The sequence below is a fragment of the Agrobacterium sp. CNPSo 2736 genome (assembly GCF_004005385.1).
Taxonomy (GTDB): domain Bacteria; phylum Pseudomonadota; class Alphaproteobacteria; order Rhizobiales; family Rhizobiaceae; genus Agrobacterium; species Agrobacterium leguminum.
Map to the genome: position 1 here is coordinate 409946 of NZ_RZTX01000002.1, position 21832 is coordinate 431777.

25 protein-coding genes and 2 tRNA genes are annotated in these 21832 nt (G+C 59.2%); 17 read left to right on the plus strand and 10 right to left on the minus strand.

What is annotated here, in order from left to right; genetic code table 11:
- The first annotated feature begins 40 nt into the window (after positions 1-40).
- Together argC and EM858_RS06055 are read left to right on the plus strand one after the other, a co-directional pair.
- Positions 41-973 (plus strand): N-acetyl-gamma-glutamyl-phosphate reductase, encoded by a 933-nt coding sequence (argC, locus tag EM858_RS06050; protein WP_035217708.1) that lies wholly within the window; start codon positions 41-43, stop codon positions 971-973.
- A 10-nt stretch (positions 974-983) separates the two neighbouring features.
- On the plus strand, positions 984-1829 hold the full coding sequence (locus EM858_RS06055) for an aminoglycoside phosphotransferase family protein (RefSeq protein ID WP_127756150.1): 846 nt from the start codon (positions 984-986) through the stop codon (positions 1827-1829).
- A 6-nt stretch (positions 1830-1835) separates the two neighbouring features.
- Here the strand turns inward: EM858_RS06055 and EM858_RS06060 are convergent, their stop codons facing one another.
- On the minus strand, positions 1836-2939 hold the full coding sequence (locus tag EM858_RS06060; protein ID WP_164865335.1) for a COX15/CtaA family protein: 1104 nt from the start codon (positions 2937-2939) through the stop codon (positions 1836-1838).
- A 143-nt stretch (positions 2940-3082) separates the two neighbouring features.
- Between EM858_RS06060 and EM858_RS06065 the strand changes: the two genes are divergently transcribed.
- Entirely contained in the window at positions 3083-3295 is a 213-nt protein-coding gene (locus EM858_RS06065) for a DUF2842 domain-containing protein (RefSeq protein ID WP_020811154.1), read from the plus strand.
- Between the two features lie 98 nt (positions 3296-3393).
- Entirely contained in the window at positions 3394-4620 is a 1227-nt protein-coding gene (gene uppA, locus EM858_RS06070) for a polysaccharide biosynthesis GNAT family N-acetyltransferase UppA (protein ID WP_127756152.1), read from the plus strand.
- Between the two features lie 18 nt (positions 4621-4638).
- On the opposite strand, the gene uppB is transcribed toward uppA, so the two are convergent.
- Positions 4639-6909, minus strand: coding sequence for a polysaccharide biosynthesis protein UppB (uppB, locus tag EM858_RS06075; protein WP_127756153.1), 2271 nt, complete (start codon positions 6907-6909; stop codon positions 4639-4641).
- Between the two features lie 210 nt (positions 6910-7119).
- On the opposite strand from uppB, the gene uppC reads away from it, so the two are divergent.
- The 6 genes from uppC (at position 7120) to EM858_RS06105 (ending at position 12921) form a co-directional block, all read left to right on the plus strand.
- Positions 7120-7692, plus strand: a complete 573-nt coding sequence (gene uppC, locus EM858_RS06080) for a polysaccharide export protein UppC (protein WP_003502309.1) — start codon at positions 7120-7122, stop codon at positions 7690-7692.
- Between the two features lie 16 nt (positions 7693-7708).
- Positions 7709-8851: a polysaccharide biosynthesis type 4 glycosyltransferase UppD gene (gene uppD, locus EM858_RS06085; protein WP_164865322.1), complete on the plus strand. Its 1143-nt coding sequence runs from the start codon at positions 7709-7711 to the stop codon at positions 8849-8851.
- A 223-nt stretch (positions 8852-9074) separates the two neighbouring features.
- Complete coding sequence (uppE, locus tag EM858_RS06090) at positions 9075-10628, plus strand: polysaccharide biosynthesis glycosyltransferase UppE (protein ID WP_080852228.1); 1554 nt, start codon at positions 9075-9077, stop codon at positions 10626-10628.
- On the plus strand, positions 10625-11866 hold the full coding sequence (gene uppF, locus EM858_RS06095; RefSeq protein WP_127756155.1) for a polysaccharide biosynthesis O-antigen ligase family protein UppF: 1242 nt from the start codon (positions 10625-10627) through the stop codon (positions 11864-11866). Before uppE ends, uppF begins: the two co-directional genes overlap by 4 nt.
- Before the next feature lie 79 nt (positions 11867-11945).
- Positions 11946-12095: a hypothetical protein gene (locus tag EM858_RS06100; RefSeq protein WP_003521552.1), complete on the plus strand. Its 150-nt coding sequence runs from the start codon at positions 11946-11948 to the stop codon at positions 12093-12095.
- A 172-nt stretch (positions 12096-12267) separates the two neighbouring features.
- Positions 12268-12921, plus strand: coding sequence for a hypothetical protein (locus tag EM858_RS06105; RefSeq protein WP_127756156.1), 654 nt, complete (start codon positions 12268-12270; stop codon positions 12919-12921).
- A 71-nt stretch (positions 12922-12992) separates the two neighbouring features.
- On the opposite strand, the gene EM858_RS06110 is transcribed toward EM858_RS06105, so the two are convergent.
- Positions 12993-13529, minus strand: a complete 537-nt coding sequence (locus EM858_RS06110) for a DUF1269 domain-containing protein (protein WP_003521556.1) — start codon at positions 13527-13529, stop codon at positions 12993-12995.
- A gap of 219 nt (positions 13530-13748) precedes the next feature.
- Here EM858_RS06110 and EM858_RS06115 point away from each other — a divergent pair.
- The 3 genes from EM858_RS06115 (at position 13749) to EM858_RS06125 (ending at position 14530) form a co-directional block, all read left to right on the plus strand.
- Positions 13749-13825: transfer RNA gene (locus tag EM858_RS06115), tRNA-Pro, on the plus strand.
- A 137-nt stretch (positions 13826-13962) separates the two neighbouring features.
- A complete protein-coding gene (locus EM858_RS06120) occupies positions 13963-14223 on the plus strand; it encodes a hypothetical protein (RefSeq protein ID WP_020811146.1) in 261 nt (86 codons plus the stop codon).
- 103 nt (positions 14224-14326) lie between these two features.
- Positions 14327-14530, plus strand: a complete 204-nt coding sequence (locus EM858_RS06125) for a hypothetical protein (protein ID WP_080817208.1) — start codon at positions 14327-14329, stop codon at positions 14528-14530.
- A gap of 202 nt (positions 14531-14732) precedes the next feature.
- Here the strand turns inward: EM858_RS06125 and EM858_RS06130 are convergent, their stop codons facing one another.
- Positions 14733-15287, minus strand: a complete 555-nt coding sequence (locus tag EM858_RS06130; protein WP_162936677.1) for a dual specificity protein phosphatase family protein — start codon at positions 15285-15287, stop codon at positions 14733-14735.
- A gap of 138 nt (positions 15288-15425) precedes the next feature.
- Positions 15426-16013, minus strand: a complete 588-nt coding sequence (locus EM858_RS06135) for a YqaA family protein (RefSeq protein ID WP_059752579.1) — start codon at positions 16011-16013, stop codon at positions 15426-15428.
- A gap of 510 nt (positions 16014-16523) precedes the next feature.
- Between EM858_RS06135 and EM858_RS06140 the strand changes: the two genes are divergently transcribed.
- A complete protein-coding gene (locus EM858_RS06140) occupies positions 16524-17168 on the plus strand; it encodes an exopolysaccharide biosynthesis protein (RefSeq protein ID WP_003521567.1) in 645 nt (214 codons plus the stop codon).
- 3 nt (positions 17169-17171) lie between these two features.
- Here EM858_RS06140 and EM858_RS06145 read toward each other — a convergent pair whose 3' ends face one another.
- On the minus strand, positions 17172-17450 hold the full coding sequence (locus EM858_RS06145; protein ID WP_080817210.1) for a hypothetical protein: 279 nt from the start codon (positions 17448-17450) through the stop codon (positions 17172-17174).
- Positions 17451-17626: 176 nt separating this feature from the next.
- Between EM858_RS06145 and EM858_RS06150 the strand changes: the two genes are divergently transcribed.
- Positions 17627-17701, plus strand: a tRNA-Asn gene (locus EM858_RS06150).
- A 101-nt stretch (positions 17702-17802) separates the two neighbouring features.
- Here EM858_RS06150 and EM858_RS06155 read toward each other — a convergent pair.
- Positions 17803-18192, minus strand: a complete 390-nt coding sequence (locus tag EM858_RS06155) for a DUF2934 domain-containing protein (protein ID WP_127756157.1) — start codon at positions 18190-18192, stop codon at positions 17803-17805.
- A 170-nt stretch (positions 18193-18362) separates the two neighbouring features.
- On the opposite strand from EM858_RS06155, the gene EM858_RS06160 reads away from it, so the two are divergent.
- Entirely contained in the window at positions 18363-18602 is a 240-nt protein-coding gene (locus EM858_RS06160; RefSeq protein WP_127756158.1) for a hypothetical protein, read from the plus strand.
- 69 nt (positions 18603-18671) lie between these two features.
- Here the strand turns inward: EM858_RS06160 and EM858_RS06165 are convergent, their stop codons facing one another.
- The 3 genes from EM858_RS06165 to EM858_RS06175 all read right to left on the minus strand — a co-directional run bounded on the left by EM858_RS06165 (position 18672) and on the right by EM858_RS06175 (position 20190).
- Positions 18672-19115 carry a TIGR02594 family protein gene (locus EM858_RS06165; protein ID WP_080817213.1) on the minus strand — a complete coding sequence of 148 codons (444 nt, stop codon included), beginning with the start codon at positions 19113-19115 and terminating at the stop codon, positions 18672-18674.
- 113 nt (positions 19116-19228) lie between these two features.
- Positions 19229-19786 (minus strand): methylated-DNA--[protein]-cysteine S-methyltransferase, encoded by a 558-nt coding sequence (locus tag EM858_RS06170; protein ID WP_127756159.1) that lies wholly within the window; start codon positions 19784-19786, stop codon positions 19229-19231.
- A gap of 134 nt (positions 19787-19920) precedes the next feature.
- Positions 19921-20190 carry a DUF982 domain-containing protein gene (locus EM858_RS06175; protein WP_003521573.1) on the minus strand — a complete coding sequence of 90 codons (270 nt, stop codon included), beginning with the start codon at positions 20188-20190 and terminating at the stop codon, positions 19921-19923.
- 189 nt (positions 20191-20379) lie between these two features.
- Here EM858_RS06175 and EM858_RS06180 point away from each other — a divergent pair, with 189 nt between their 5' ends.
- Positions 20380-21819 (plus strand): deoxyribodipyrimidine photo-lyase, encoded by a 1440-nt coding sequence (locus EM858_RS06180; RefSeq protein ID WP_127756160.1) that lies wholly within the window; start codon positions 20380-20382, stop codon positions 21817-21819.
- The last annotated feature ends 13 nt before the right edge of the window (positions 21820-21832 follow it).

The following is a 21832-nucleotide window of genomic DNA, read 5'->3' on the forward strand; positions in this document are numbered from 1 at the left end:
CGATTGCCCTCGCAACCCTTTGAAAAGTCAGGACAAGGATATGACAGCGAAGATCTTCATCGATGGCGAACACGGCACCACGGGTCTGCAGATCCGCACGCGCCTTGCCGGTCGCCGCGATATTGAGCTGCTGTCCATACCCGAGGCCGAGCGCCGCAATGCGGCGATGCGCGAGGATATGCTCAACAATGCCGACATTTCGATCCTCTGCCTGCCGGATGATGCTTCCCGGGAAGCGGTCTCCATGGTGGCTGGCAATAACAATGTCCGCATCATCGATACCTCGACCGCCTATCGCGTCCATCAGGACTGGGCCTATGGCTTTGCCGAAATGGATAAGGAACAGGGCGAGAAGGTTCGTTCCGCCCGTCTCGTCGCCAATCCGGGCTGCTACCCGACCGGCGCGATCGCGCTTCTGCGCCCGCTGCGCGCCGCAGGCCTGCTGCCGGACGGTTATCCCGTCAGCGTCAACGCGGTTTCCGGCTACACCGGCGGCGGCAAGCAGATGATCGCCCAGATGGAAGACCAGAGCCGCGATGACGCGATCAGCGCCAATAATTTCCTTTATGGCCTGACGCTCAAGCACAAGCACGTGCCGGAAATGACCATTCACGGCCAGCTCGACCGCGCACCGCTGTTTTCGCCTTCCGTCGGGCGTTTCCCGCAGGGCATGATCGTGCAGGTTCCACTGTTTGCCGCCGACCTGAAGGAAGGCGCGACCGTCGAAACGATCCATGCGGCGCTGACCGCCCACTATGCGGGACAGGACATCGTCAATGTGGTGCCGCTTGCCGAAAGCAAGGGGCTCGCGCGCATCGACGCCGAGGAACTGGCAGGCAAGGACACGATGAAACTGTTCGTCTTCGGTACGCCGGGCGGCGAACACATCAACCTTGTCGCGCTGCTCGATAATCTCGGCAAGGGCGCATCCGGTGCTGCCGTGCAGAACATGGAACTGATGCTTTCCGCATGAGACTTTTCTCATGAACATTGCCCCGCCCTCTTTTCCGGCCTCGTGGAATATCGAGGCCGCGAAACCTATTGCCGATACGCCGGCCGGGGTGGTCTACGAGCTTACGCGCGGCGACGGTTCCCTTGCCGTCGCCAAGGTTCTGAAAAAGAAAGTGCTGAAGGACAGCCTTCGCGGCGCGGATTTCATTAAATGGCGCGCCGGCATCGGTTGCGTGGAACTGCTCGACCGCTCCGACGATATTCTGCTGATGGAACATGCCGGCACCGAGACCCTGCGCGACGTGCTGTTTCGTGACGGCAATGACGACGCCACCACGGAAATCGCCGCCGATGTCCTGCTCAGATATCATCAACCATCGCAGCAGCAGCCGCCTTCAAGCCTGCTGACACTGCCGCGCTATTTCGAGAGCCTGTTCCGCAAGGCCGAACAGGACCGTACCGACGGCATGGACAGCCCCTATATCGAGGCGGCCACGCTGGCGCAGGCACTGATCGACCGGCAGCGGGATGTGAAGCCGCTGCACGGCGATCTGCACCATGAAAACATCATGCGCAGTGAACGCGGCTGGATCATCATCGACCCGGCCGGCCTGATCGGCGATGCGGCGCTCGATGTCGCCAACATGTTCTCCAATCCGCTCGACCGTTTCGATCTCACCCGCAGCGAGGCGCGCATCGCCTCCATGGCGGCGATTTTTGCGAAGGCGCTGCAACGGGACGAACGGCTATTGCTGCAATATGCCTTTGCCTATGGCTGCCTTTCTGCCGCGTGGCACGAAGAGGACGGCAATGCGGAGGAACGCGACAACGAACTCGCCGTCGCGGCCACCATCAAAACGGTGCTCGGGCAGTTCTAAGCCGCTTCAGTCCCTGACTTCGACCGCAACGGGCGCCGGATATTCGCCGATGAAACCGCGCCAGTGGGCGACGGCGAAACCGAGCACGATCAGCGCCATGCCCTGATGAGCGAGCGCGACGTGAATATCCACATGCATGAGCAGCGTGGTGATGCCGAGCGCCGCCTGAATGGAGACGAGCACGAAGAACAGCACCGCGCGGCGGGCGTGTGGCGTGCCGGGCAAGGCGCGGGCCATCGACGCCATATGCCACAGCGTGACGGCAAACAGCGTATAAGCGCCGAGGCGGTGGACGAATTGCACCGTCTTGGGGTTCTCGAAGAGGTTGATCCACCAGGGCTGTTGCAGGAAGAGATCGCCCGGCACCAGCGAGCCGTCCATCAGCGGCCAGGTATTATAGGAAAGGCCGGCATTCAGCCCCGCCACCAATGCGCCGAGATAGATCTGGAAGAGACAGAGCACTGTCAGCAGCGCGGCAAAACCCCTGCCCGTCTTTTCGTCTGCGGCCTCGGGGGAATGATGCGACAGTCCGCGCAAAATCCACATGCAGCCCGCAAAGATGAGGCAGGCGATGGTCAGGTGTGTGGCAAGGCGATATTGCGAAACATCCGTGCGGTTGACGAGGCCGGAAGAGACCATCCACCAGCCGATGAAGCCCTGAAAGCCGCCCAACGCCAGAAGGCCGACCAACGGCAGGCGCAGGCGCTTTTCGACGCGGCCGGTGAGCCAGAAGAAAGCAAGCGGCAAAGCGAAGATGACGCCGATGGTGCGGGCAAGCAGGCGATGCGCCCATTCCCACCAGAAAATCGTCTTGAACTCGTCGAGCGACATGCCCTTGTTGATTTCCTGATATTGGGGAATGCGCTTGTAGAGCTGGAACTCCTCTTCCCATTCGGCGACGGAAAGCGGCGGAATGGCGCCGTGGATCGGCTTCCATTCGGTAATCGACAGGCCGGATTCGGTAAGCCGCGTGGCGCCGCCGACGAGGACCAGACAGAAGAGCGTGAAGAGCACGACGCGCAGCCAGATGCGCAGCAGGCGGCGGTCCTTCTCCTGTTTCTGCAGGGCAGCCTCCACCACCATTTCCGCAGAACCATTTGCCATCGTCATGCCGCTCGAACGCATCTTTCAGGTCTCCATCATACAGTCATGTTGATTAGCCCCAACCGGCACCACAAAACAAGGCCTCAGGGTTTGCGGCATCCGGTCGCGGCGCTATAGTCCCTCCCAGATACTCAATGACGGAAGACTTCATGCACCCTCGCCTCAGATCGCTTATCGGCACCATCGTCATCATCTGCCTCGTCGTCGTTTACGCCGTGGTGGCGACGGCCATTGCATCGGCGGCGCTGGCGCAATCGCCCTGGTGGGTGCATCTCGCTTATTTCGTGCTGACCGGAATCCTGTGGGTTCTGCCGGCGATGCTGATCATCAAATGGATGGCCGGACCCAAAAAGCAGGGTTAAGCGCCGACCATTGCATGACATCCTGAGGTCGCAATTTTTATAAACCGATTGTTTGCCGCTCAGCGATATAGTCCGACCGAAACAACCGGAGAGAGTGGATGGCGGCTGAGGGGCCGGTCTTTGTCAGCGACGAGCAAGCACCGACCGCCGTGCAAAACGAGCGGCGGGGTGCTGATCGTCTGTTGATCGATCTGGTCGATGACGCCTCCACCATCCGTGCCGACTGGGAGCGGCTGGAAAACGACCCGCTCAATTCACTGCATCAGGGTTTCGGCTGGTGTTCCATCTGGGCGCAGACGCAGGATAGCGCGCTCCTGACGCTTCGCGGCCGGCAGGGCGGCAAGACGATCTTTCTGCTGCCGCTCGAAATCGTACTGGAAGGCGGTATCCGCAAGGCGCGTTTTCCCGGCGGCCGTTTCAACAATATCAATACGGGGCTTTTCGACCCTTCCTTTGCCGAACAGGCCGGACAGGAAATCGCAGCGGCGATTGCCCGCGAAGCGCGGAAGCTGCTGCATGGCCGGGCCGATATTCTGGCGTTGCAGAACATACCCCTGACGTGGCGCGACAGGACCAATCCCCTCTCGCATCTTGCTTCCGTCGAAAACCAGAATCCGGCCTTCCAGCTTCCCCTGTTCGAAAGTTTCGAGGCCACGCTTCGGCAGGTCAATGCCAAGAGGCGACGGAAGAAATTCCGCATCCAGAGCCGAAGGGCAGAGGAAATGGGCGGTTACAGCCATGTGATCGCACGGTCGCCACAGGAAAAATGCGAATTGTTGCAGGCATTTTTCCGCCAGAAAGCAGCCCGTTTCGCCTCGCAGGGCATTCCGGATGTGTTTCGGGATCAATCGGTGCGGGATTTCTTCTACGATCTGGCCAATTTTCCCGAGACGGGCACGGACAGTCTGCTGGAGTTGCATGCCATTCGCCTGCATGGCGAAAGCGAGGGCGTCATCGCCGCGATAGCCGGCCTTTCGCGCAAGCAGGATCACATCGTCTGCCAGTTCGGTTCGATCGATGAATCCGTTTCGGAACTCAGCCCCGGTGAATTGCTGTTCTGGCTGATGATCGAAAGGGCATGCCGCGAAAAGGCGGCAATCTTCGATTTCGGCGTCGGCGACCAGCTCTACAAACGCAGCTGGTGCCCGCTTTTCACCGTGCAGCACGATATATTCCTGCCGGTGACGTTGAAAGGTCGTGTTGCGGCCTCGGCCTACGTCGCCATCGCCCGGACGAAGAGCCTGATCAAATCCAATCCGGCGCTTTATGCGCTGATTCAGCGTTTTCGCGCCGGACGCTCGAAGATGGACACCGCCACCGACTGAGCAGGGTCTTGCCGCACCTCAGGCCGCGCTCAGATGGTCCGGCTTGCGCATGCCGGTCATCGGCAATGCCTGTTCATAGCCTTCAGCAACCAGGTCACCGAGCGTCGTTTCCAACAATTCGCTATCCTTGCCGGGAACCGACACGATGATTTCCGCCGGCAGGTTGCGCAGCATTTTCCCGAGGCTCGAAATCTGCACCGCGCCGCATTCGACGAGGACGGTATCATAAGCGTCGGAGAGTGCGCCGAGGATCATCGTCAGACGGTCTATCGCACGCATGGCCTCACGCGGCTGCGCATTGCCGCGCGGCACGATATGTGCGTCGGACAGGCGGTCGCCGTGAATGGTTTCACCGAAGGCGGCCGCGCCCGCCAGAAGGTCCATGACACCGGGAAGCCCGGCTTCCGGCGCCATCAACCGCGTCGGACAGGCTGACGCCGTCATGTCGACCAGAACGACCGAACGGCCCATTTCGGATAAAGCGCGCGCCAGCATGACGGACGTGGTCGAGCCGCTATCACCGGCCGGCGACACGATTGCGGCGACCGGTTTGGCAACACGGGTGGCGAGGAAACCTGCGACCGCGTCGATGGAGAAATCGTCATCGGTGTCGACTTCCTCTTCCCCTGCCTCCTCTTTCGCAGCCGCGACATCCTCCACCGGCAAGGCCGGTATGGCAGCAGCAGCGGCAACGGCCGGTACATTCCGTTCTTCCTCTTCGGCAACGGGCTGGTATGCCGCGACCGGCATGGCCCGCGCAGCAGGCTGTATGGTTTCATGGCGCGCCGCTACAGGCTGTTCCGGCACCTCCGTGGTCTTGTCCGGATCGGCTGGAGCGCGCGAAGGAGATGGCGGATCGGAGAGCGGCGGAACCTGGTTTCTGCCCATCGGCTTTAAAGCCCGGCCGGTGAAAAGCTCCACCAGCATGACGACGATGCAGGACAGCAGAAAGGCCGCCAGCGTCACGACGATGGTGATGGCGCCGGTCTTCGGGAAATAGGGTTCGCGCGGCTCCACCGCCGTCGAGATGACGCGTGCATCGGCCGGCGTGGAGTCCACCGAGCCGGCGCGCGATGTCGCTTCGCGGTAACGGGCAAGATAGGTTTCCAGAAGCTGCCTTTGCGCCGAGGCTTCCCGCTCCAGATCGTTGAGACCGACCTGCTGTTCGCCCGCACGCACGCTTTCCGATTTCAGCATGTTCAGCTGCTGGACCAGTTGCCGCTCCCTCAGACGCGAAACATTGGCCTCGTTTTCGAGACTTGCCAGCACCTTGCGGGTTTCTTCCTGAATCTGCCGCTGTATGCCGTCGAGCTGGTTGCGCAGCGCGCGGATGCGCGGATGGCCTTCCAGCAGCGAGGAGGTCAGATCGGAAATCTGGCTGCGGATCGTCGTTTCGTTTTCCTTCAGCCTCTGGATCGTCGGGGAACTGACGACATCGGGAAAAGTATCGAGCGGGCGGCCGCTTGCAAGCGCGCTGCGCACGCCTTCCGCCCGCGCCTCCGCATTGGCGCGCTCTCCGCGGATACGGCCGAGTTCGGTGGAGATATCGCCGAGCTGGCGGGTGGCAAGCGTTTCGCCCTGCCCCGCCGAGAGAAGATCGGAGGAGGCGCGGTAATCCGCGACCTTCCTGTCGGCCTCACGCACCTTTTCGCGCAGATTGGCGATTTCCGGCTCCAGCCAGCGCGCCGCTTCCGTGCTTGTATCCAGCTTCGCGCCGCTTTGCAGGGCGATATAGGCCTTCATCATCTCATTGGGGATGGCGGCGGCGAGTTTCGGATCCTGCGAGGAAAATTCGACCGTGATGACGCGCGAGCTTTCGACCTGATAGACCTGCAGCCTCTCCCGGAAGGCCTTCAGCACCCGCTCTTCGGGCAGCACCTGAAGCGGGTCCTTCTTGACGCCGACGGCGACCAGGAGCTGCGAGATGAGCGAAGGATGGGCCTCCGGATCGAACTCATCCAGCTCGTAAAGCTTCATGTCTTTGGCGACCTGCTTGATAAGGTCGACCGATTGCAGGATCTGCACCTGGCTGGAAACGGTCAATTCATCTAGCACGGGTTCGGCCGGCGCATTGGACTGCTGCGAGGCGCCGAAGGAGGCCGCGCGGGATTCGATCAGCACGCGCGCCTCGCCCTTGTAGGCGGGCGACATCATGCTTGAGATCACGAAGGCGGCGCCTCCCGCCAGAAGCGTGATCGCCGCGATCCGGCCCTTGCGCTGCCATATGGCCGCGACAAGCTGCGCAAGATCGATATCCACATCCCTGTCGTCAATGCGATCGCCGTTCATGCGGGCTCCGTAACCGAGAAAAACCTCGGGCGCTCAAATATAGATGGTCAATTTTCGCGAAGTTTAAGTCTTGCCGGTAACACAACAGTTAATCCCGGCGAATCCGACGAAATAAAGCCGATATTACCAACGCTCGCGCCGGTCGTTTACCGCACATTAACCCTAACAGAACGATAAGAATGATCAAAGTTCGACTCGGAGCCAGATGAGATGCCGCTCGCCGGATCACGACATGTCACCGCACTGACGCTCGCCGTTCTGACGGCCCTTTCCGGCTGCGCGGCATATCAACCCGCTCCGAGGTCCTTCAACGAGGCCGCCCTGCAACCCTATCATGTCGATAGCGGCGACAGGCTGCGCATCAACGTGTTCGAGCAGGCCGGGCTGACCAATACCTATACGGTCGATCAGGCCGGCTATGTCGCCTTCCCGCTCGTCGGCCAGGTTCCGGCACGCGGCAAGACCCTGCCGCAGCTCGAAGCCGCCATCGCCGCCAAACTGCGCCAGGGTTACCTTCGCGATCCGGACGTGACGATCGAGATCGACCGTTATCGCCCGGTCTTCATCATGGGCGAAGTCGGCCGTCCCGGCCAATATTCCTACGTGCCGGGCATGACCGTGCAAAACGCCATCGCCATTGCCGGCGGTTTCACCCCGCGCGCCAATCAGGCCGATGTCGACATCACCCGCAAGATCAATGCCGAGGTGATGACCGGCCGGATCGGTATCACTGCGCCCATTCTGGCCGGCGATACCGTCTATGTGCGTGAACGCTTCTTCTGAAAACGGAGTGGCGAACGTGTCGGATGACGGCCCTCCCCTGCGCATCATTCACTGCTTCCGCTCCCCGGTGGGCGGTGTCTTCCGCCATGTGCGCGACCTCATCGAAGAACATGTGAAACAGGGCCACAAGGTCGGCATCGTCTGCGACAGCTCCACCGGCGGCGCGCATGAGGAACGGCTTTTCGCGCAGATCACCCCGATGCTGGAGCTTGGCCTCACCCGCCTGCCCATCCGGCGGTCCATCAGCCCCGGCGATCTGCCGGCGCTCTACAAGTCATACAGGCACATCAAAAGTTTGCGGCCGGACATTCTGCACGGGCACAGCGCCAAGGGTGGCGCTCTTGCCCGGCTGATCGGCTCACTCCTGCGGGCGAACAGGTATCGCGTAGCCCGCCTCTATTCACCGCATGGCGGCAGCCTGCATTATGCCCGAAACAGCCTGAAGGGGCAGCTTTTCCTGCGGCTGGAGCGGTTTCAGGAGCATTTCACCGATGCGCTCTGTTTCGTCTGCAATTTCGAGCAGGCGACTTACGAAGCCAAGGTCGGCAGGCCACGCACCCGCACCGCGATGATCTATAACGGCGTGCAGGAAAGCGAGTTCGAGACCGTACCCGCCCGCGAAGATGCCGCCCGTTTTCTCTATATCGGCATGTTGCGCGACCTGAAGGGACCGGATGTCTTCATCAGGGCATTTGCAAAAATGGAACGCAGCATCGGCCAGCCGATGACCGGCGTGATCGTCGGCGACGGACCGGACAGGGACAAATATGCGGCTATGATCGACAAGGCAGGGCTTTCCCGCCGGATTTCCATGCATGCGGCCATGCCCGCGAGGCAGGCCTTCGAACTGGCAACGACAGTGGTGGTGCCGTCGCGCGCCGAAGCCATGCCCTATATCGTGCTCGAAGCGCTTGCGGCGGGAAAAACGGTCATCGCCTCGCATGTCGGCGGCATTCCCGAAGTCCTTGGAGAAGACAGCGAGGCGCTCGTACCGGCTGGCGACGCCGATGCGCTGGCCCGGATCATGGTCAAGGATGCCGAGGATGCCGGCTGGGCGCAGCGGATCATGCCTCGCCCGGACAGCTTCAAGGCGAAATTTTCAACCCCGGTCATGGCGGATGAGATGATGAAACTCTATCGCGACCTGTTATCGACCTGATAGTCATCTCGAAAACACGATTTTTAATTGTATATTCCGGCCGTCCTGTAGAAACTCATCATAAACGTTTCTTAGCATGTTTCGGCTAGTTTTCTGCTCGTAGAGCGCGCGTGTCCATTCGGATGCAAAAAGGGCGCTCTACCACTTTGAGGTTGCGCATCGTTCCGGTCGAAAATCCAATGCGATTTTAAGGCCGATGCGCTGGAGGGTGCGGACCAAGGCAATGACCAAGACTGACAAGGACAGGCTGCAATTCGATCTGGCGTCATTGCGCAAGAAACTCTCCGACCATGAAGCCGGCGGGGCTTCGGCCTCCGAAACCGTCGTTCTCAATCCGCTTGCACGGCAGATCGCCAACCAGCTTCGCGCCGGCAACCATTCGCCCAACATGGTGATCGGGCAATTGCGGCTTCTGGAATTCACGATGCTCGTCGTCATCGCCGCCATCGTCAACGGCATAGCAGCCGATCGCGGTCTCGAAACCTTCCTGTCGGTTTTCGGCGGCGGCGTGCTGGGGGCGGCGCTCTGCGTGTTTCTGTTGCAGGCCGGTGACTGCTATCAGCTTCCGACGCTGCGCACGCCGCTGAAGATGTTCGCCCGCATTCAGGGCGCCGTGTGCCTCTCCTTCGTGGGAATTGCCTGTTTCCTTCTCCTCTTCTTTCCCGATGCGCTGCATTCCTGGCAGGCCTTCGGCATCTGGTATGCAACGGGTGCGGTGGCGATCTTCGCCGGACGGCTGATCCTCGGCTTCGCCATTCGCCACTGGGGCCGCAACGGCGTCATGGAACGCCGTGCCGTCATCGTCGGCGGCGGCGATACCGCCAAGGACCTCATCCGCTCGCTGGAGCAGCAGTCCGATAACGATATCCGCATCTGCGGGATCTTCGATGACCGGAAAAGCGCCCGTTCTCCCGAGGTTGTCGCCGGCTATCCCAAGCTTGGCACCTTTGCGGAGCTGGTGGAATTTGCCCGACTGACGAAGCTGGACATGCTGATCATTGCCCTGCCGCTCAGCGCCGAGGCGCGCATTCTCCAGCTTCTGCGCAAGCTGTGGGTGCTGCCGGTCGATATCCGCATCGCGGCGCATGCAAATAAATTGCGTTTCCGCCCCCGCGCCTATTCCCATGTCGGCAAGGTGCCGATGCTCGATGTGTTCGACAAGCCGATCCGCGACTGGGATTCGGTGGCGAAACGGGTGTTCGACATCACCTTCAGTCTCATCGGCATCGCCCTTTTGTGGCCGGTGATGGTGGGCGCGGGAATTGCCGTGAAAACAACCTCGAAAGGCCCGGTCCTTTTCAAGCAGAAGCGCCACGGCTTCAACAATGAGACGATCAACGTCTGGAAGTTCCGTTCCATGTATACGGAACTCAGCGATCCGACGGCGAAAAAGGCCGTGACGAAGAACGACCCGCGCGTCACGCCCGTCGGCCGCTTCCTGCGCAAATCCTCGATGGACGAGCTGCCGCAGCTTTTCAACGTTCTTTATGGCGACCTTTCGCTGGTCGGGCCGCGTCCGCATGCCGTTCATGCCCAGACGGGCGACCTGAAATATACCGAGGTGGTGGAGCACTATTTCGCGCGCCACAAGGTCAAGCCCGGTGTTACCGGCTGGGCGCAGATCAACGGCTGGCGCGGAGAGATCGACCATGGCGACAAGATCAAGTTCCGCACCGAATACGATCTTTATTACATCGAGAACTGGTCGCTGTTCCTCGATCTGAAGATCCTGTTCCTCACGCCGATACGGCTGCTGAAATCGGAAAACGCCTATTGACCCACACCGGCTACCAGCACGCACCGGATTTCGACGCGCCGCTGGCCGCCATGCGGCTCGTCGGTTCGTTCTTCATCGCATTCGGCGTGTTCCTTTCCGGTTTCGTCATTTCCGAGCCGGCGCCCTATGAGCTGATGATGGTGGGACAGGTTGCCCTGTGGTTCCTGCTCGGCCTTCGCCTTTCGCGCACCGTCATCCTGCTTCTGTGCCTGCTGCTTGCCTTCAATGTCGGCGGTTATCTTTCGCTCACCACCATGGCCGATCTGGACGAGGGACCGCTTTATCTCGCCGTCTCGACCTTTCTGGCGCTGACCTCGGTTTTTTACGCGGCAATCATAGAGGACAAATACCAGCGGCTGCTTTTGATTTTCCGGGCCTGGCTTGCGGCGGCGCTGATCACCGCCCTGCTCGGCATCATCGGATATTTCCACGCCATTCCGGGTTTCGAGGTCTTCACCCTTTACGACCGCGCCAAGGGCGCCTTTCAGGACCCGAACGTTTTCGGTCCCTTTCTGGTGACGCCCTCGCTTTACCTCATTTACGGCCTTCTCACCGGCAAGGCGATGCATGCGCCCTGGCGGATCGCCGGGCTGCTCATCCTGTCGCTTGCTGTGTTCCTGTCGTTCTCGCGCGCGGCCTGGGGCCTGTTTCTGTTCGCCACCATCCTCCTCGTCTTCGTGATGCTGCTGAAGGAGCGGACGGCCGCGTTTCGCCTGAAGATTCTCGTACTGTTTCTCGTCGCCGCCGGGCTGATGGTCGCGGCGGTCATCATCGCGTTGCAGTTCAAGCAGGTGGCGGATCTGTTCTCCAGCCGCGCTTCGGCGGTGCAATCTTATGACGGCGGCCATCTCGGGCGTTTTGCCCGCCACTATCTCGGCTTCCTGCTCGCCATGGAACACCCGCTCGGTATCGGCCCCATGGTGTTCGACAATATCTTTCCCGCCGCCGAACATAATATCTGGTTGAAGAGCCTGACGACGCATGGCTGGTTCGGTTTCGTGATCTATCTCGTGTTGATCTGCTGGACCATCGCCGCGGGTTTCAGGCATCTGCTGCGGCCACGGCCCTGGCAGCCGTTCCTCATCATTTCCTGGGTAACCTTCGTCGGGCATGTGATGATCGGCGCCGTCATCGATACCGACCACTGGCGACACTTCTTCCTGCTGCTCGGCATATTGTGGGGATGCATGGCGCTTGAAAAACGCGAAAACCTGCGCCGCCGCACGCGTGCCGCCTAAAACGCTTGCCCTTACGGAACCTTACGCCATTTCATGCGTTTAGCCCCGGATTCTGATTGTCAAACGGGGAGACATCTTAATGACGCAGACCAATAATCTCTATCTCATCATCGGCGCGCTCATCGTGGTCATCGCAGGCCTCGGCATCTATGTCTGGCACGAGGAAAGCAAGCCGAAGGGGATCGAGATGAATATCGGCCCTAACGGCGTCTCCGTTCAGGAGAATTGATCCGCAAGCGTCGCGCAAAGTCCGGCCATTAAGACCGGGTGCATCCCAAGCCGAACACGGTCGGGATTCGCCCGGTCTTCTTATGAGAGGAGACGAAAGGCGGGATCGATGCCCGCCGAGCCGGTTCGGTACGAATGATGCGTATCGCCCGATCAAGGAAACAGCTAGCGCAATGGTCTCCTCCATCGACCTGTCCACACGCCTCACCGCCACCAGACTGGCCCTCAAGGCCATCAAGGAGCAGGAAGACAATTCCGCCGCCACATCCTCCTCCTCGACGCGGACGTCTCTCCTCGATTCCTACGGGCTGGACACCACCTCCTCCTCGTCTTCCACCAACACGCGGCTCACGCAGCTTCTGGCGCAATATGCCCAGACCTCGAACGAGGATACGCAGACCGACGACACGGACACCCAGCTTTCTTCAGGCGATATTACCAAGGCCGATTTCATGAAGGAGCTGAAGGAGACGCTGGAAGAGCTGGCCGCGGATCCGGACAAGGCTTCGCAGGCCAAGGCCATGCTGGAGGCTTTGACGGCCGGCACGCTGACCGTCTCCGATCCCGCCGAGGGTGCGCAAATCAAGGCCTGGGATGTGGCCTCCGATACAGAAACCACCTCCAGACCGGCCTCAGATATCGCCATGACGGGATGGAGCGACTTTCTGAAAGACCATCTCAAGCGCGACGGCTCGGCCTATGCGAGAAGCGAAACCGGCGCCTATGTCGATACCATTTCCGGCGACAACGCGTTTTTCGGCAGCGTCGGCAGCCGCTATTATTATCTCACCTGGCCGCAGGCGAAAAACGGCACTTTGACCGTATAAGCCGAATTCCCCGATGCCTGAGCGGATGGCTGCGACATGGAACCTGCCGCAGCCTCGCTTTCATCGTCTGCTCAGACGGCAGGTGCGGCAGCCGGTTCGGCTCCGCCGGAAAGCGCCTTTTGCAACTGCGCTTCCTGCGCCGGCGACAGCGACGTCTTGATGACCCGACCGCGCAGGCCTTCGAATTCCGCCAGCACCTTTTCCGGCTGTACCTTGCGGATCAGCACGAACAGTGCCGAAGAACCGTTGGGAATGGTCTCGCCGAGCGATTTGATGAAATCGTCATCGATACCGAAATCCGTCAGCGAGCCCGCAAGAGCGCCCGTACCGGCACCGATGGCGCCGCCGATGGCAAATCCCGCCAGCGGATTGAGGAACAGCAGGCCGACGAGGCCGCCCCAGAGACCGCCGGACAGGAAACCGGAGCTTGCACCGATCGCCGTCAGATTGACGCTCTGTTTCAGATGCACCTTGCCGTCTTCATCGCGAACGACAACCACGGCATCTTCCAGATCGACCAGATATTCCTTTTTCAGGCCTGCAAGCTTCAGAAGCACCCTGTCGGCCACTTCCGTTCCGTCAAAACCAACAACGACGAGTTCGGACATAGTTCGTCTCCCTGAGTTTCAATTCCGCTGCGATTGAACGCCGAAGCGGGCGGCTTGTTCCGACAATGATGGAAAGAGGATGTGTCATGCGTTTGACGGCCGCCCATCCGGGCTGCTTAGTCCCCTTCTGCGCCATCCACACCCTTTGCTCCTTTTTTTATGAAAAGACCATTTTCCGCTTGCGCCCTAACAGGCTTATATATAAACGGCTTTCAGGTTCGGAGCGTAGCGCAGCCCGGTAGCGCACTTGACTGGGGGTCAAGGGGTCGTGGGTTCGAATCCCGCCGCTCCGACCATTAAAATCAGATAGATAGCCAGTTCCCCCAGAGCTGGCTATATTTGTTTCAGCTATCTGGTAACCCGCGCCATGCGCGAATTAAAAGCCCGGATTGGGCTATACGTTTGTCCAGGCCTGAGAATGAGGTGTGCCGAGATGGCCAAAAAAACGAAAATAGAACACTCAGAATTCTCGGGCGAGTTTGAAGACGACGGTATCACGGTTCTGGTTGATATCTACCGGCCCGCTGGCACCCAGCAGGATTGGACGCTCGAGGTCATCAGCGAGCACGACGATGTCACCACCTGGGACGAACCCTTCGCGACCGACAAAGACGCCTGGGAAGAATTCCTGGCCACGTGTGAGAAAGACGGGATTCGCAGCTTTCTGGATGGCGAGGATCCCTCTGTCCACTAACGTTCAACTCCGCAGTGCCGGACTGTAAAGGGCGACGCCCATTGCCTTGTTGACTCTCTGCTAAAATTAGAACATTTAGTGAACAAAAGAGAGGTCATCCACTATGTCCGACGCTGAAAAAATCACCCCCATACGGCCTGACGACATAGCCGGATATGTCATCCAGTGTCATGACGGCGATGCGAAGGCGGCTGTCGAAGCCCTTCTCGGCGAAATCGAGCATCTGCAGGAACAGCTTTCCCTGGCGGTCGCCATTATGGGAAAGGGATATACGCGCGGATGGACGCCGGGCGGGGGACCGAATTAGAATTGTCTCTGCCACCGTCTTTTGGGCACCATGACACATGCCGGCAAGCCAGGTGATCGATTAGGTCTTCAGGCACAAGGCAACCCAAACCGTGTCGGCTAAAGGCTGCCAAGGCAAAGCGACAAGCTTAAGGCCCCGCTGGATGTCCAGACAAAGGCGGCGCCGGCATCCGTTGCCTACACCATCCGCTCGAAGCCTTTGCTCAATATTCATTGGAGGCGATAGCGAAATCGTCGACGACGGGCATCTTTTCCGCGTTCTCCCACGTTCGGTCCATGGCGTAGGTTTCCGAGAGATAGGGAATGCCGATATGGCCGAAGCGGAAGGAAAGCTGGCTTTCCGCCTGTTCCTCATCAAGCTTTGCCACGCGGCTGAGATAGAGCGCGGTGGCGAGGCCTGTCCTGTCCGCACCTGCCTTGCAATGAATGAGAATGGGCTTCGGCGCATCGCGCATGATGGCGACCAGCTCGTTGACCCTGTTCATGTCGAGCTCCTGGCTTGCCGACATGCCGAAATCGATATGATTAAGTCCGAGCTCGCGGGCGGTTTCGACCTCATCGCGATACCAGGCCTTGGATTCGTTCGCGCCGCGCAGATTGATGACCGTCCTGATACCGTGGTCCCTGGTATAGCGGACGAGCTGCTCATTGCTCGGCTGGTTGGAGCGATAAAGCTGCCCCGCGACAACCTCGTGAAAATTGCCCAGGAGCTGAATTGCGTAGAGATAACCGCCTGCCGCAAGCACAGCAATACCCATGCCCCAAAAGGAGCACTTCCAGAATCTTGTCATAATAAAACGGTTCCCTCATTCGACGAGAGAACCGATACAGGCGGATTCTGACAGTAAGCTGAAAGTTATGCGACAGTATTGTAAGAGTAGAAAATTTGCGCTTGATCAACGCACGAAAACGTAAACCGCATAGACCGCGATGAGTGCGGCGGCCGCTGCCGCGGTGATGGCGCCAAGGCGTTTTTCGATGAAATGGCGCACCGATTCCCCGTATTTCTGCAGCAATCCGGCAAGGATGAAAAAGCGCGCGCCGCGCGTGACGACCGCCGAAAGAATGAACAGGCCAAGGCTGATATTGGCCGCGCCGGAAAGGATAGTCACGACCTTGATCGGCGGCAGATGCGCGAGCCCCGATGTCACCAGCAGGAGAACGATGGTCTCGTAGTCGACCGAGTTCTTCAGATGCTCGAAGCTGTCGAGCTTGCCGTAAAATTCGAGAATGGGCCGCGCGATGCTTTCAAAGGCATAGTGGCCGAGAAACCAGCCGGCAATGCCGCCGAGAACCGAGGCGACAGTTGCCACGAGCGCATAAAACATCGCCTTTTTCGGCCTGGCCAGCACCATGGGCAGAAAAAGCACATCGGCTGGCACGACGAAGATGGAGCTTTCCACGAAAGCCACGATTGCCAGCCACCACACGGCGGTTTTGCGCGCGGCGAGCGCCATCGTCCAGGCATAGATGTTTTTCAGCATGTCGTGTCTCCGGGGAAGAGTGTTGCGGAGTGAAGGCAGGCGGGAGCCAAGGCATATCGGCGGTGATTCATGCGGTTGCCGGCGGGCCGGAGAGACCGGCCCGAATGAGGATTAGAGACAACGCAAGAGAATGGCAAATGTTGGAAAATTTATTTTTGCATCGCAAAAAATCATAAATACGAGCATTTCCAGCCCTCACCGCAAGGCGGTTGTTGCAATGCGAAATTTCACCCTGCGGTAGATGAACTCGCCTTTTTGCTGTAGAATAGAAGGTGGAGGAAAGAGGAGGAAGTTATCATGGACTATGTAAACTTCGTTACATCGATCAATCCGGTCATACTTGTCATTCTGCTGGTGGTTCTTCTTGCGGGCGCCTACAGCAACTGGGTTTCGCACTGATCCAGGCGAACCGCGCGACCAAATGTGATGAGGCTCCTTTTCTATCGGCGATAGGCATCGGGGCGGATGGATGTTATCAATCCCGGAGTTAAACAACTTCCGGGAAGCCGCATGACGAACGAATTCGCATTCACTGATACGTCTGAAAAGCTCAGCACGACGCTGGAGAAGCTGATAGGAAAGCTGCAGGGTCAGACGATCACGTTGCGCGAGTTGATGGAAGCGATCGGCGAACAGGGCCTGTTGCTTATCTGCGCAATCGCCTCCCTGCCCTTTCTCATTCCGGTTTCCATTCCCGGCGTCAGTACTGTCTTTGGTGCGGCGATCATCCTTGTCAGCCTGGCAATCACTCTCAACCGCCTGCCATGGTTGCCGGCGAAAATCCTCGACCGGCAGATGGAGACGGCAAAGCTCGTTCCAGCCCTTCAAAAAGGCGTCGCCATCGTCTCCAAGCTCGACGGTTTCATTCGCCCGCGCATTCCCGCGCTGACGACCGGCATCATCGCCAACCGCATAAACGGGCTTGCGCTGATGACGGCGGGCGTATTGCTGATGATGCCGCTCGGCTTCATTCCCTTCTCCAACACCCTTCCAGGCGTCGCGATCCTGCTTTTTTCGGCCGGGATGATCCAGAGGGATGGCGTCACCGTGCTCGGCGGCTACCTGTTTCTGGGCCTGACGGCGATTTATTTCGCAGCGCTCGCCTATGCGGCCTTCTGGGCTGGCCAGGGCATCAGCAGCTCCATCGGCGCATAAGGCCTATTGCCCGCCGCCATTGCGGGTGTCGCGACGGTTCTGCCGGGATGCCCACCAGACCGCCAGCCGTCGCCGCTGGCGGCGAACCGCCGGCAGATCGTGGGAAAGCACGATAAGACCGAGCGGAATCATCCAGAAGCCGAGAACGGGCAGGAAACCCAGCGTTCCGCCCACCACCAGCGCCGAGCCCGTCGCAATCCTGCCGACGCGCGAACGCGGCATGGCAAGGCTCCATTTTCCGACATGGAGGCGGTGCGTTCTGTGGTCGATACCGAATTTCATTCCATCCTGCCCTTTTGCATCTGGCCTGTGGATAATTTTTTCACCGGCGATAAGCCCGGAAAATCGGGACTCTGGAGGGATAAAACAAGAGGAATGCGTTTTTTTTGAAAAAACCGCTTGGCAAATCGGAAAAGCATTTGTATTACCCCGCTCACACCGCGCCAAGCAGCGCACGTTCCCTGGTAGCTCAGCGGTAGAGCATTCGACTGTTAATCGACAGGTCGCCGGTTCGAATCCGGCCCGGGGAGCCATTTCTCTCAAAAACATGTTTTGAAGAGCGAAGTGCAGCTGCAATTCGCCCCGTTCTTCTCGGGGATTGTCGTGACTTCCCCATCATCCGGCCGTCAAATGATCAGTTCTTCTTGACCGCCCGCTTCGTCGCCTTCGTGGCGTTGGTCAGCGCCGGAGGATCGCTTGCCGGAAAACTCTCCTCAAGGCTCTCGGTGAGATCGTCTTCCTTGTTCTTGTCCGTAGATTTCCGCTCTTTCTCAAGCGATTTTACCGCGGGCGATTTGGCCTTTGCCGGAGTTGCCTTTTTCGCGGGCGTCTTCTTCGCAGGCGCCTTCGTGGCAGCAGACTTCTTCACGCCATTTCCGCTTTTGGACTTTGCCGCTTCCGCATCTGCGGAAAGCTCCCGTTCCGCCTCGATCCAGTGTCTTTCATGATGCCCGTCGGGTCTTCCTTCCCTCTCCCATATTGCGCGCGCTTTTTCACGGATTGCGGCTTCGCGGTCATGGCTCATAACGGACCTCCCTGTTTACGTTGCACCGGTTTTGATTGTGCCATTGAAAAAACAAAAAAAGCCAGAGTTAGTTCCGCCTTGGCCTGCGACGAATGAGCATTTCCGCGAGAAAGGGAACCGTCATCGTCCGCCGATCGTTTGGCCTGCAGAAACCAGCAGGAGATCGCTTCATGACCACCCCACAGAAGCCGAAAACCAAACCGCTTGATATTGAGGACGATGATGTCGCGCGTTTCGAAACAGACAGCGAGCTGAAAGCCAAAGATGGCGAGATTTACCCGCACGAGAGCATGAGCCTGCGTGCACGCCGGCAGGCTGCAAGGCAGCACGAGGACGCTTTCATCGTCGCCACAGACCTTGAGGACGACGACCAGCGTGACGCAGCACCTGGCACCAGAGAGCAACCCTAGGCCCAAAAATGGAAAAGGCGGGTCAAAGCCCGCCTTTATCAAAAAATGCCGTCAAAAATGTCACGAGATTTACCGACGGACCGACACGATGGCCTTGCGGTTGAAGTTCGACACCTGCACCCGGCCGGACTGGTTGCCGCCGAGGATCTGGGCGGTCTTGCCGCTCATGCTCTTCAAAATGCCGGCGTGGTAACCACGTCCGTTGCGAATGACGACGACATCGCCGGGCTTCGCCTGACTGACGGGCACGGCATAACCGAAGGATGTCCACGACTTCGCAAATCCATAGGATTTGGGAGATTGCCGGCCGGCCTTGCTGGCGACCGCATGCAGGAAAAGGCCGCACCATGGGGTGCTGCGGGGATTTGCGCCAAGAATGTTCTTGAGGCTCTTGTTGTTCTTGGACTCATGCAGTCCGGTGTATTTTTCTGCCTGGTTCAGCATGCCGGCGGAGGCCGATGCAACGACTGTAAAAGACAAGGCAACCGATAGAATTAACGCGGATACTCTCAAACGTCTCGCCCTTATGTTAGAGGGCGCCCGTGTATTGTGACAATTTAGCGACAATTTGACGAGAAATGGGCAGAAATCAGACGCCTATTCCTGTGCGCTGATCTGTCATTGCTTCAAAACAGGCTGCCCTGCGCCTCGTCAGTGCGGCTGCGGCCGGCATTTTCAAGATCCAGCATACGCAATTTGGTGGTGGTGCCTCCCGGTGCGGAGAAGCCGCCAAGCCTGCCGCCGGCGGCGAGAACCCGGTGGCAGGGAATGATCAGCGGCACCGGATTTTTCGCCATGGCCTGGCCGACATCGCGTGCCTTTTCCATGCCGAGACCAAGCGTTTTTACGATGCCGCCATAGGTCGTCGTATCGCCCCAGCCGATCTGCCGCGCAACGGCGTAAACATCGAGGAAAAACCGCTCTTGCCCGACGAGATCGAGTTCGACGGCGGTAAAATCGATCTCCTCACCGCCGAAATAACGGGTGATCATTGCAATCACCTCACGCGTGCGTGTTTCGGGAACGGCGATGGAGGCGGATGGCAGGCGCTTCTGGAGAAGTTTTTCGGTCTCGCCGGCATCAGAACCGGGCAATTGCAAACACACAATGCCCCGCCCCGCCCATGCAAGGCCGCAATGGCCGAGGGCTGTGGGAAAAACAATATAGCCGTAGTGGTTGCTCATTGCCGTCGCTCATCCGCTTTTTCGCATGTACGATGCCATATCCCGCATTCGAAACAACCCGTTTCCTGCTCCTCAACAAACAAGGCCACCCGTTTTGGCGGGTGGCCTTATACACATCAGTTCCGAAAATCCGTTCAGGACGCGATTTTGCCCGGCTCTTCCACAAGGCACTGCGCCTGCCGGCTGGCGGCAACGAAGGCCGTGCGGGCAATTTCCCCCGCCACGTCGCCCATCAGCGAGGCGCGGCACAGGCGCAGGGCCTGTTCATGCACCTTGTCGCCACGCTCAGGCCATTCGTGCTGGAGAAAATCGAAGGCTTCGTAAACGCCATTGAAAATCCGGGGAGCACCGTTTTCAAGGGAGATGGTAACGGGCTTTTCCCACTTAACGTCATTCAGCAACATTGATTGCACTTCCATGCTCTATTAACCCGCGACAAACGCCGGCTCCTCCAGTTGGTTCCCTTTATCAGCGGTTTCAAGGGCGAAAAAATAACCCTCGAAAAACCATGCACCTCCATCTTTCCATTCTAGCCGATTTGCGGAACAAAGCGTTTCAACACTCGTTCAAGCGGAAGTGAACCGGGTCCTTTCATGCCGACAACAGCCTCCCCCGCCATCGTCTGGTTCCGCAAGGACCTGCGCCTTTCGGACAACCTCGCCCTGCTTGCCGCCGTGGAACATGGCGGCCCCATCATCCCCGTCTATATCAGGGAAAAATCATGCGGCCCGCTGGGCGGCGCACAGGAATGGTGGCTTCATCATTCCCTCACCTCCCTTACCGCCGCACTGGAGAAAATCGGCAGTCGCCTCGTGCTTCTCAGCGGCGACGCCGGCGAGACGTTGCGCCATCTGATATCGGAAACCGGTGCGGAGGCAGCATTCTGGAACCGCCGATACGATCCGGCCGGCATGGCGACGGACAAGGCGCTGAAACAGACGCTTCGGGATGACGGCCTGACGGTCCGCAGCTTTTCCGGCCATCTGCTGCATGAGCCATCGCGGCTGCAGACGAAATCCGGCGGTCCCTACCGGGTCTATACGCCCTTCTGGCGGGCGCTGGAGGGCGGCGAGGAGCCGCATGCGCCGGCGGATGCGCCGAAGCGTCTGAAGGCGCCGAAGACGTGGCCGAAATCGGAAAAGCCTGGCGATTGGAAACTCTTACCCACCAAGCCGGACTGGGCGAAACACTTCGGCGACATTTGGTCTCCCGGCGAAGGCGGCGCGCGGGAAAAACTCGACGATTTCATCGATGGCGCTTTGAAGGGCTATGAAGAAGGCCGCGACTTTCCGGCAAAGGACGCAACCTCTTTGCTTTCGCCGCATCTCGCGTCCGGCGAAATATCGCCTTCTACCGTCTGGCACGCGACGAAGGGGCTTTCCCGACACATCGCCTCAAACGATATCAGCCGTTTTCGCAAGGAAATAGTCTGGCGGGAATTCTGCTATCACCTGCTGTTTCACTTTCCCGAACTGGACGAGAAGAACTGGAACGACAGTTTCGACGCCTTCCGCTGGCGAGACGATGAAAAATCCTTCACGGCGTGGACCCGGGGGATGACGGGATATCCGATCGTCGATGCCGGCATGCGGCAATTGTGGAAACACGGCACCATGCACAACCGGGTGCGTATGATCGTGGCGTCCTTCCTCATCAAACATCTGCTGATCGACTGGCGGAAGGGCGAGAAATGGTTCCGCGACACGCTGGTCGATGCGGACCCGGCCTCCAATGCCGCCAACTGGCAATGGGTGGCGGGTTCGGGCGCGGACGCCTCGCCGTTTTTCCGCATCTTCAACCCCATATTGCAGGGCGAAAAATTCGACGCCGATGGCGATTATGTGCGCCATTTCGTGCCGGAGCTGGAAAAGCTCGAGCGGAAATACATCCACAAGCCGTTCGAAGCACCGAAAGAGGCGCTGAAGAAGGCGGGCATCGAACTTGGCAAGACCTATCCGCTGCCGATCATCGACCATGGAAAGGCGCGGGAAAGAGCGCTTGCGGCCTATGCCGATGTCAAGAAGAACGCATAAAATTGGGTATCGG

Bases quoted from the DNA above. Each gene is read 5' to 3' on its own strand.
- EM858_RS06105 (WP_127756156.1), top strand. From the start codon at position 12,268: ATGGTCTCCTCCATCGACCTGTCCACACGCCTCACCGCCACCAGACTG.
- EM858_RS06065 (WP_020811154.1), top strand. From the start codon at position 3,083: ATGCACCCTCGCCTCAGATCGCTTATCGGCACCATCGTCATCATCTGC.
- EM858_RS06180 (WP_127756160.1), top strand. From the start codon at position 20,380: ATGCCGACAACAGCCTCCCCCGCCATCGTCTGGTTCCGCAAGGACCTG.
- EM858_RS06055 (WP_127756150.1), top strand. From the start codon at position 984: ATGAACATTGCCCCGCCCTCTTTTCCGGCCTCGTGGAATATCGAGGCC.
- EM858_RS06140 (WP_003521567.1), top strand. From the start codon at position 16,524: ATGACGAACGAATTCGCATTCACTGATACGTCTGAAAAGCTCAGCACG.
- uppC (WP_003502309.1), top strand. From the start codon at position 7,120: ATGCCGCTCGCCGGATCACGACATGTCACCGCACTGACGCTCGCCGTT.
- EM858_RS06130 (WP_162936677.1), bottom strand. From the start codon at position 15,287: ATGGGTATTGCTGTGCTTGCGGCAGGCGGTTATCTCTACGCAATTCAG.
- EM858_RS06175 (WP_003521573.1), bottom strand. From the start codon at position 20,190: ATGTTGCTGAATGACGTTAAGTGGGAAAAGCCCGTTACCATCTCCCTT.
- EM858_RS06100 (WP_003521552.1), top strand. From the start codon at position 11,946: ATGACGCAGACCAATAATCTCTATCTCATCATCGGCGCGCTCATCGTG.
- EM858_RS06110 (WP_003521556.1), bottom strand. From the start codon at position 13,529: ATGTCCGAACTCGTCGTTGTTGGTTTTGACGGAACGGAAGTGGCCGAC.
- uppA (WP_127756152.1), top strand. From the start codon at position 3,394: ATGGCGGCTGAGGGGCCGGTCTTTGTCAGCGACGAGCAAGCACCGACC.
- EM858_RS06170 (WP_127756159.1), bottom strand. From the start codon at position 19,786: ATGAGCAACCACTACGGCTATATTGTTTTTCCCACAGCCCTCGGCCAT.
- EM858_RS06125 (WP_080817208.1), top strand. From the start codon at position 14,327: ATGTCCGACGCTGAAAAAATCACCCCCATACGGCCTGACGACATAGCC.
- EM858_RS06160 (WP_127756158.1), top strand. From the start codon at position 18,363: ATGACCACCCCACAGAAGCCGAAAACCAAACCGCTTGATATTGAGGAC.
- argC (WP_035217708.1), top strand. From the start codon at position 41: ATGACAGCGAAGATCTTCATCGATGGCGAACACGGCACCACGGGTCTG.
- EM858_RS06135 (WP_059752579.1), bottom strand. From the start codon at position 16,013: ATGCTGAAAAACATCTATGCCTGGACGATGGCGCTCGCCGCGCGCAAA.
- EM858_RS06155 (WP_127756157.1), bottom strand. From the start codon at position 18,192: ATGAGCCATGACCGCGAAGCCGCAATCCGTGAAAAAGCGCGCGCAATA.
- EM858_RS06060 (WP_164865335.1), bottom strand. From the start codon at position 2,939: ATGACGATGGCAAATGGTTCTGCGGAAATGGTGGTGGAGGCTGCCCTG.
- EM858_RS06145 (WP_080817210.1), bottom strand. From the start codon at position 17,450: ATGAAATTCGGTATCGACCACAGAACGCACCGCCTCCATGTCGGAAAA.
- EM858_RS06120 (WP_020811146.1), top strand. From the start codon at position 13,963: ATGGCCAAAAAAACGAAAATAGAACACTCAGAATTCTCGGGCGAGTTT.
- uppE (WP_080852228.1), top strand. From the start codon at position 9,075: ATGACCAAGACTGACAAGGACAGGCTGCAATTCGATCTGGCGTCATTG.
- uppB (WP_127756153.1), bottom strand. From the start codon at position 6,909: ATGAACGGCGATCGCATTGACGACAGGGATGTGGATATCGATCTTGCG.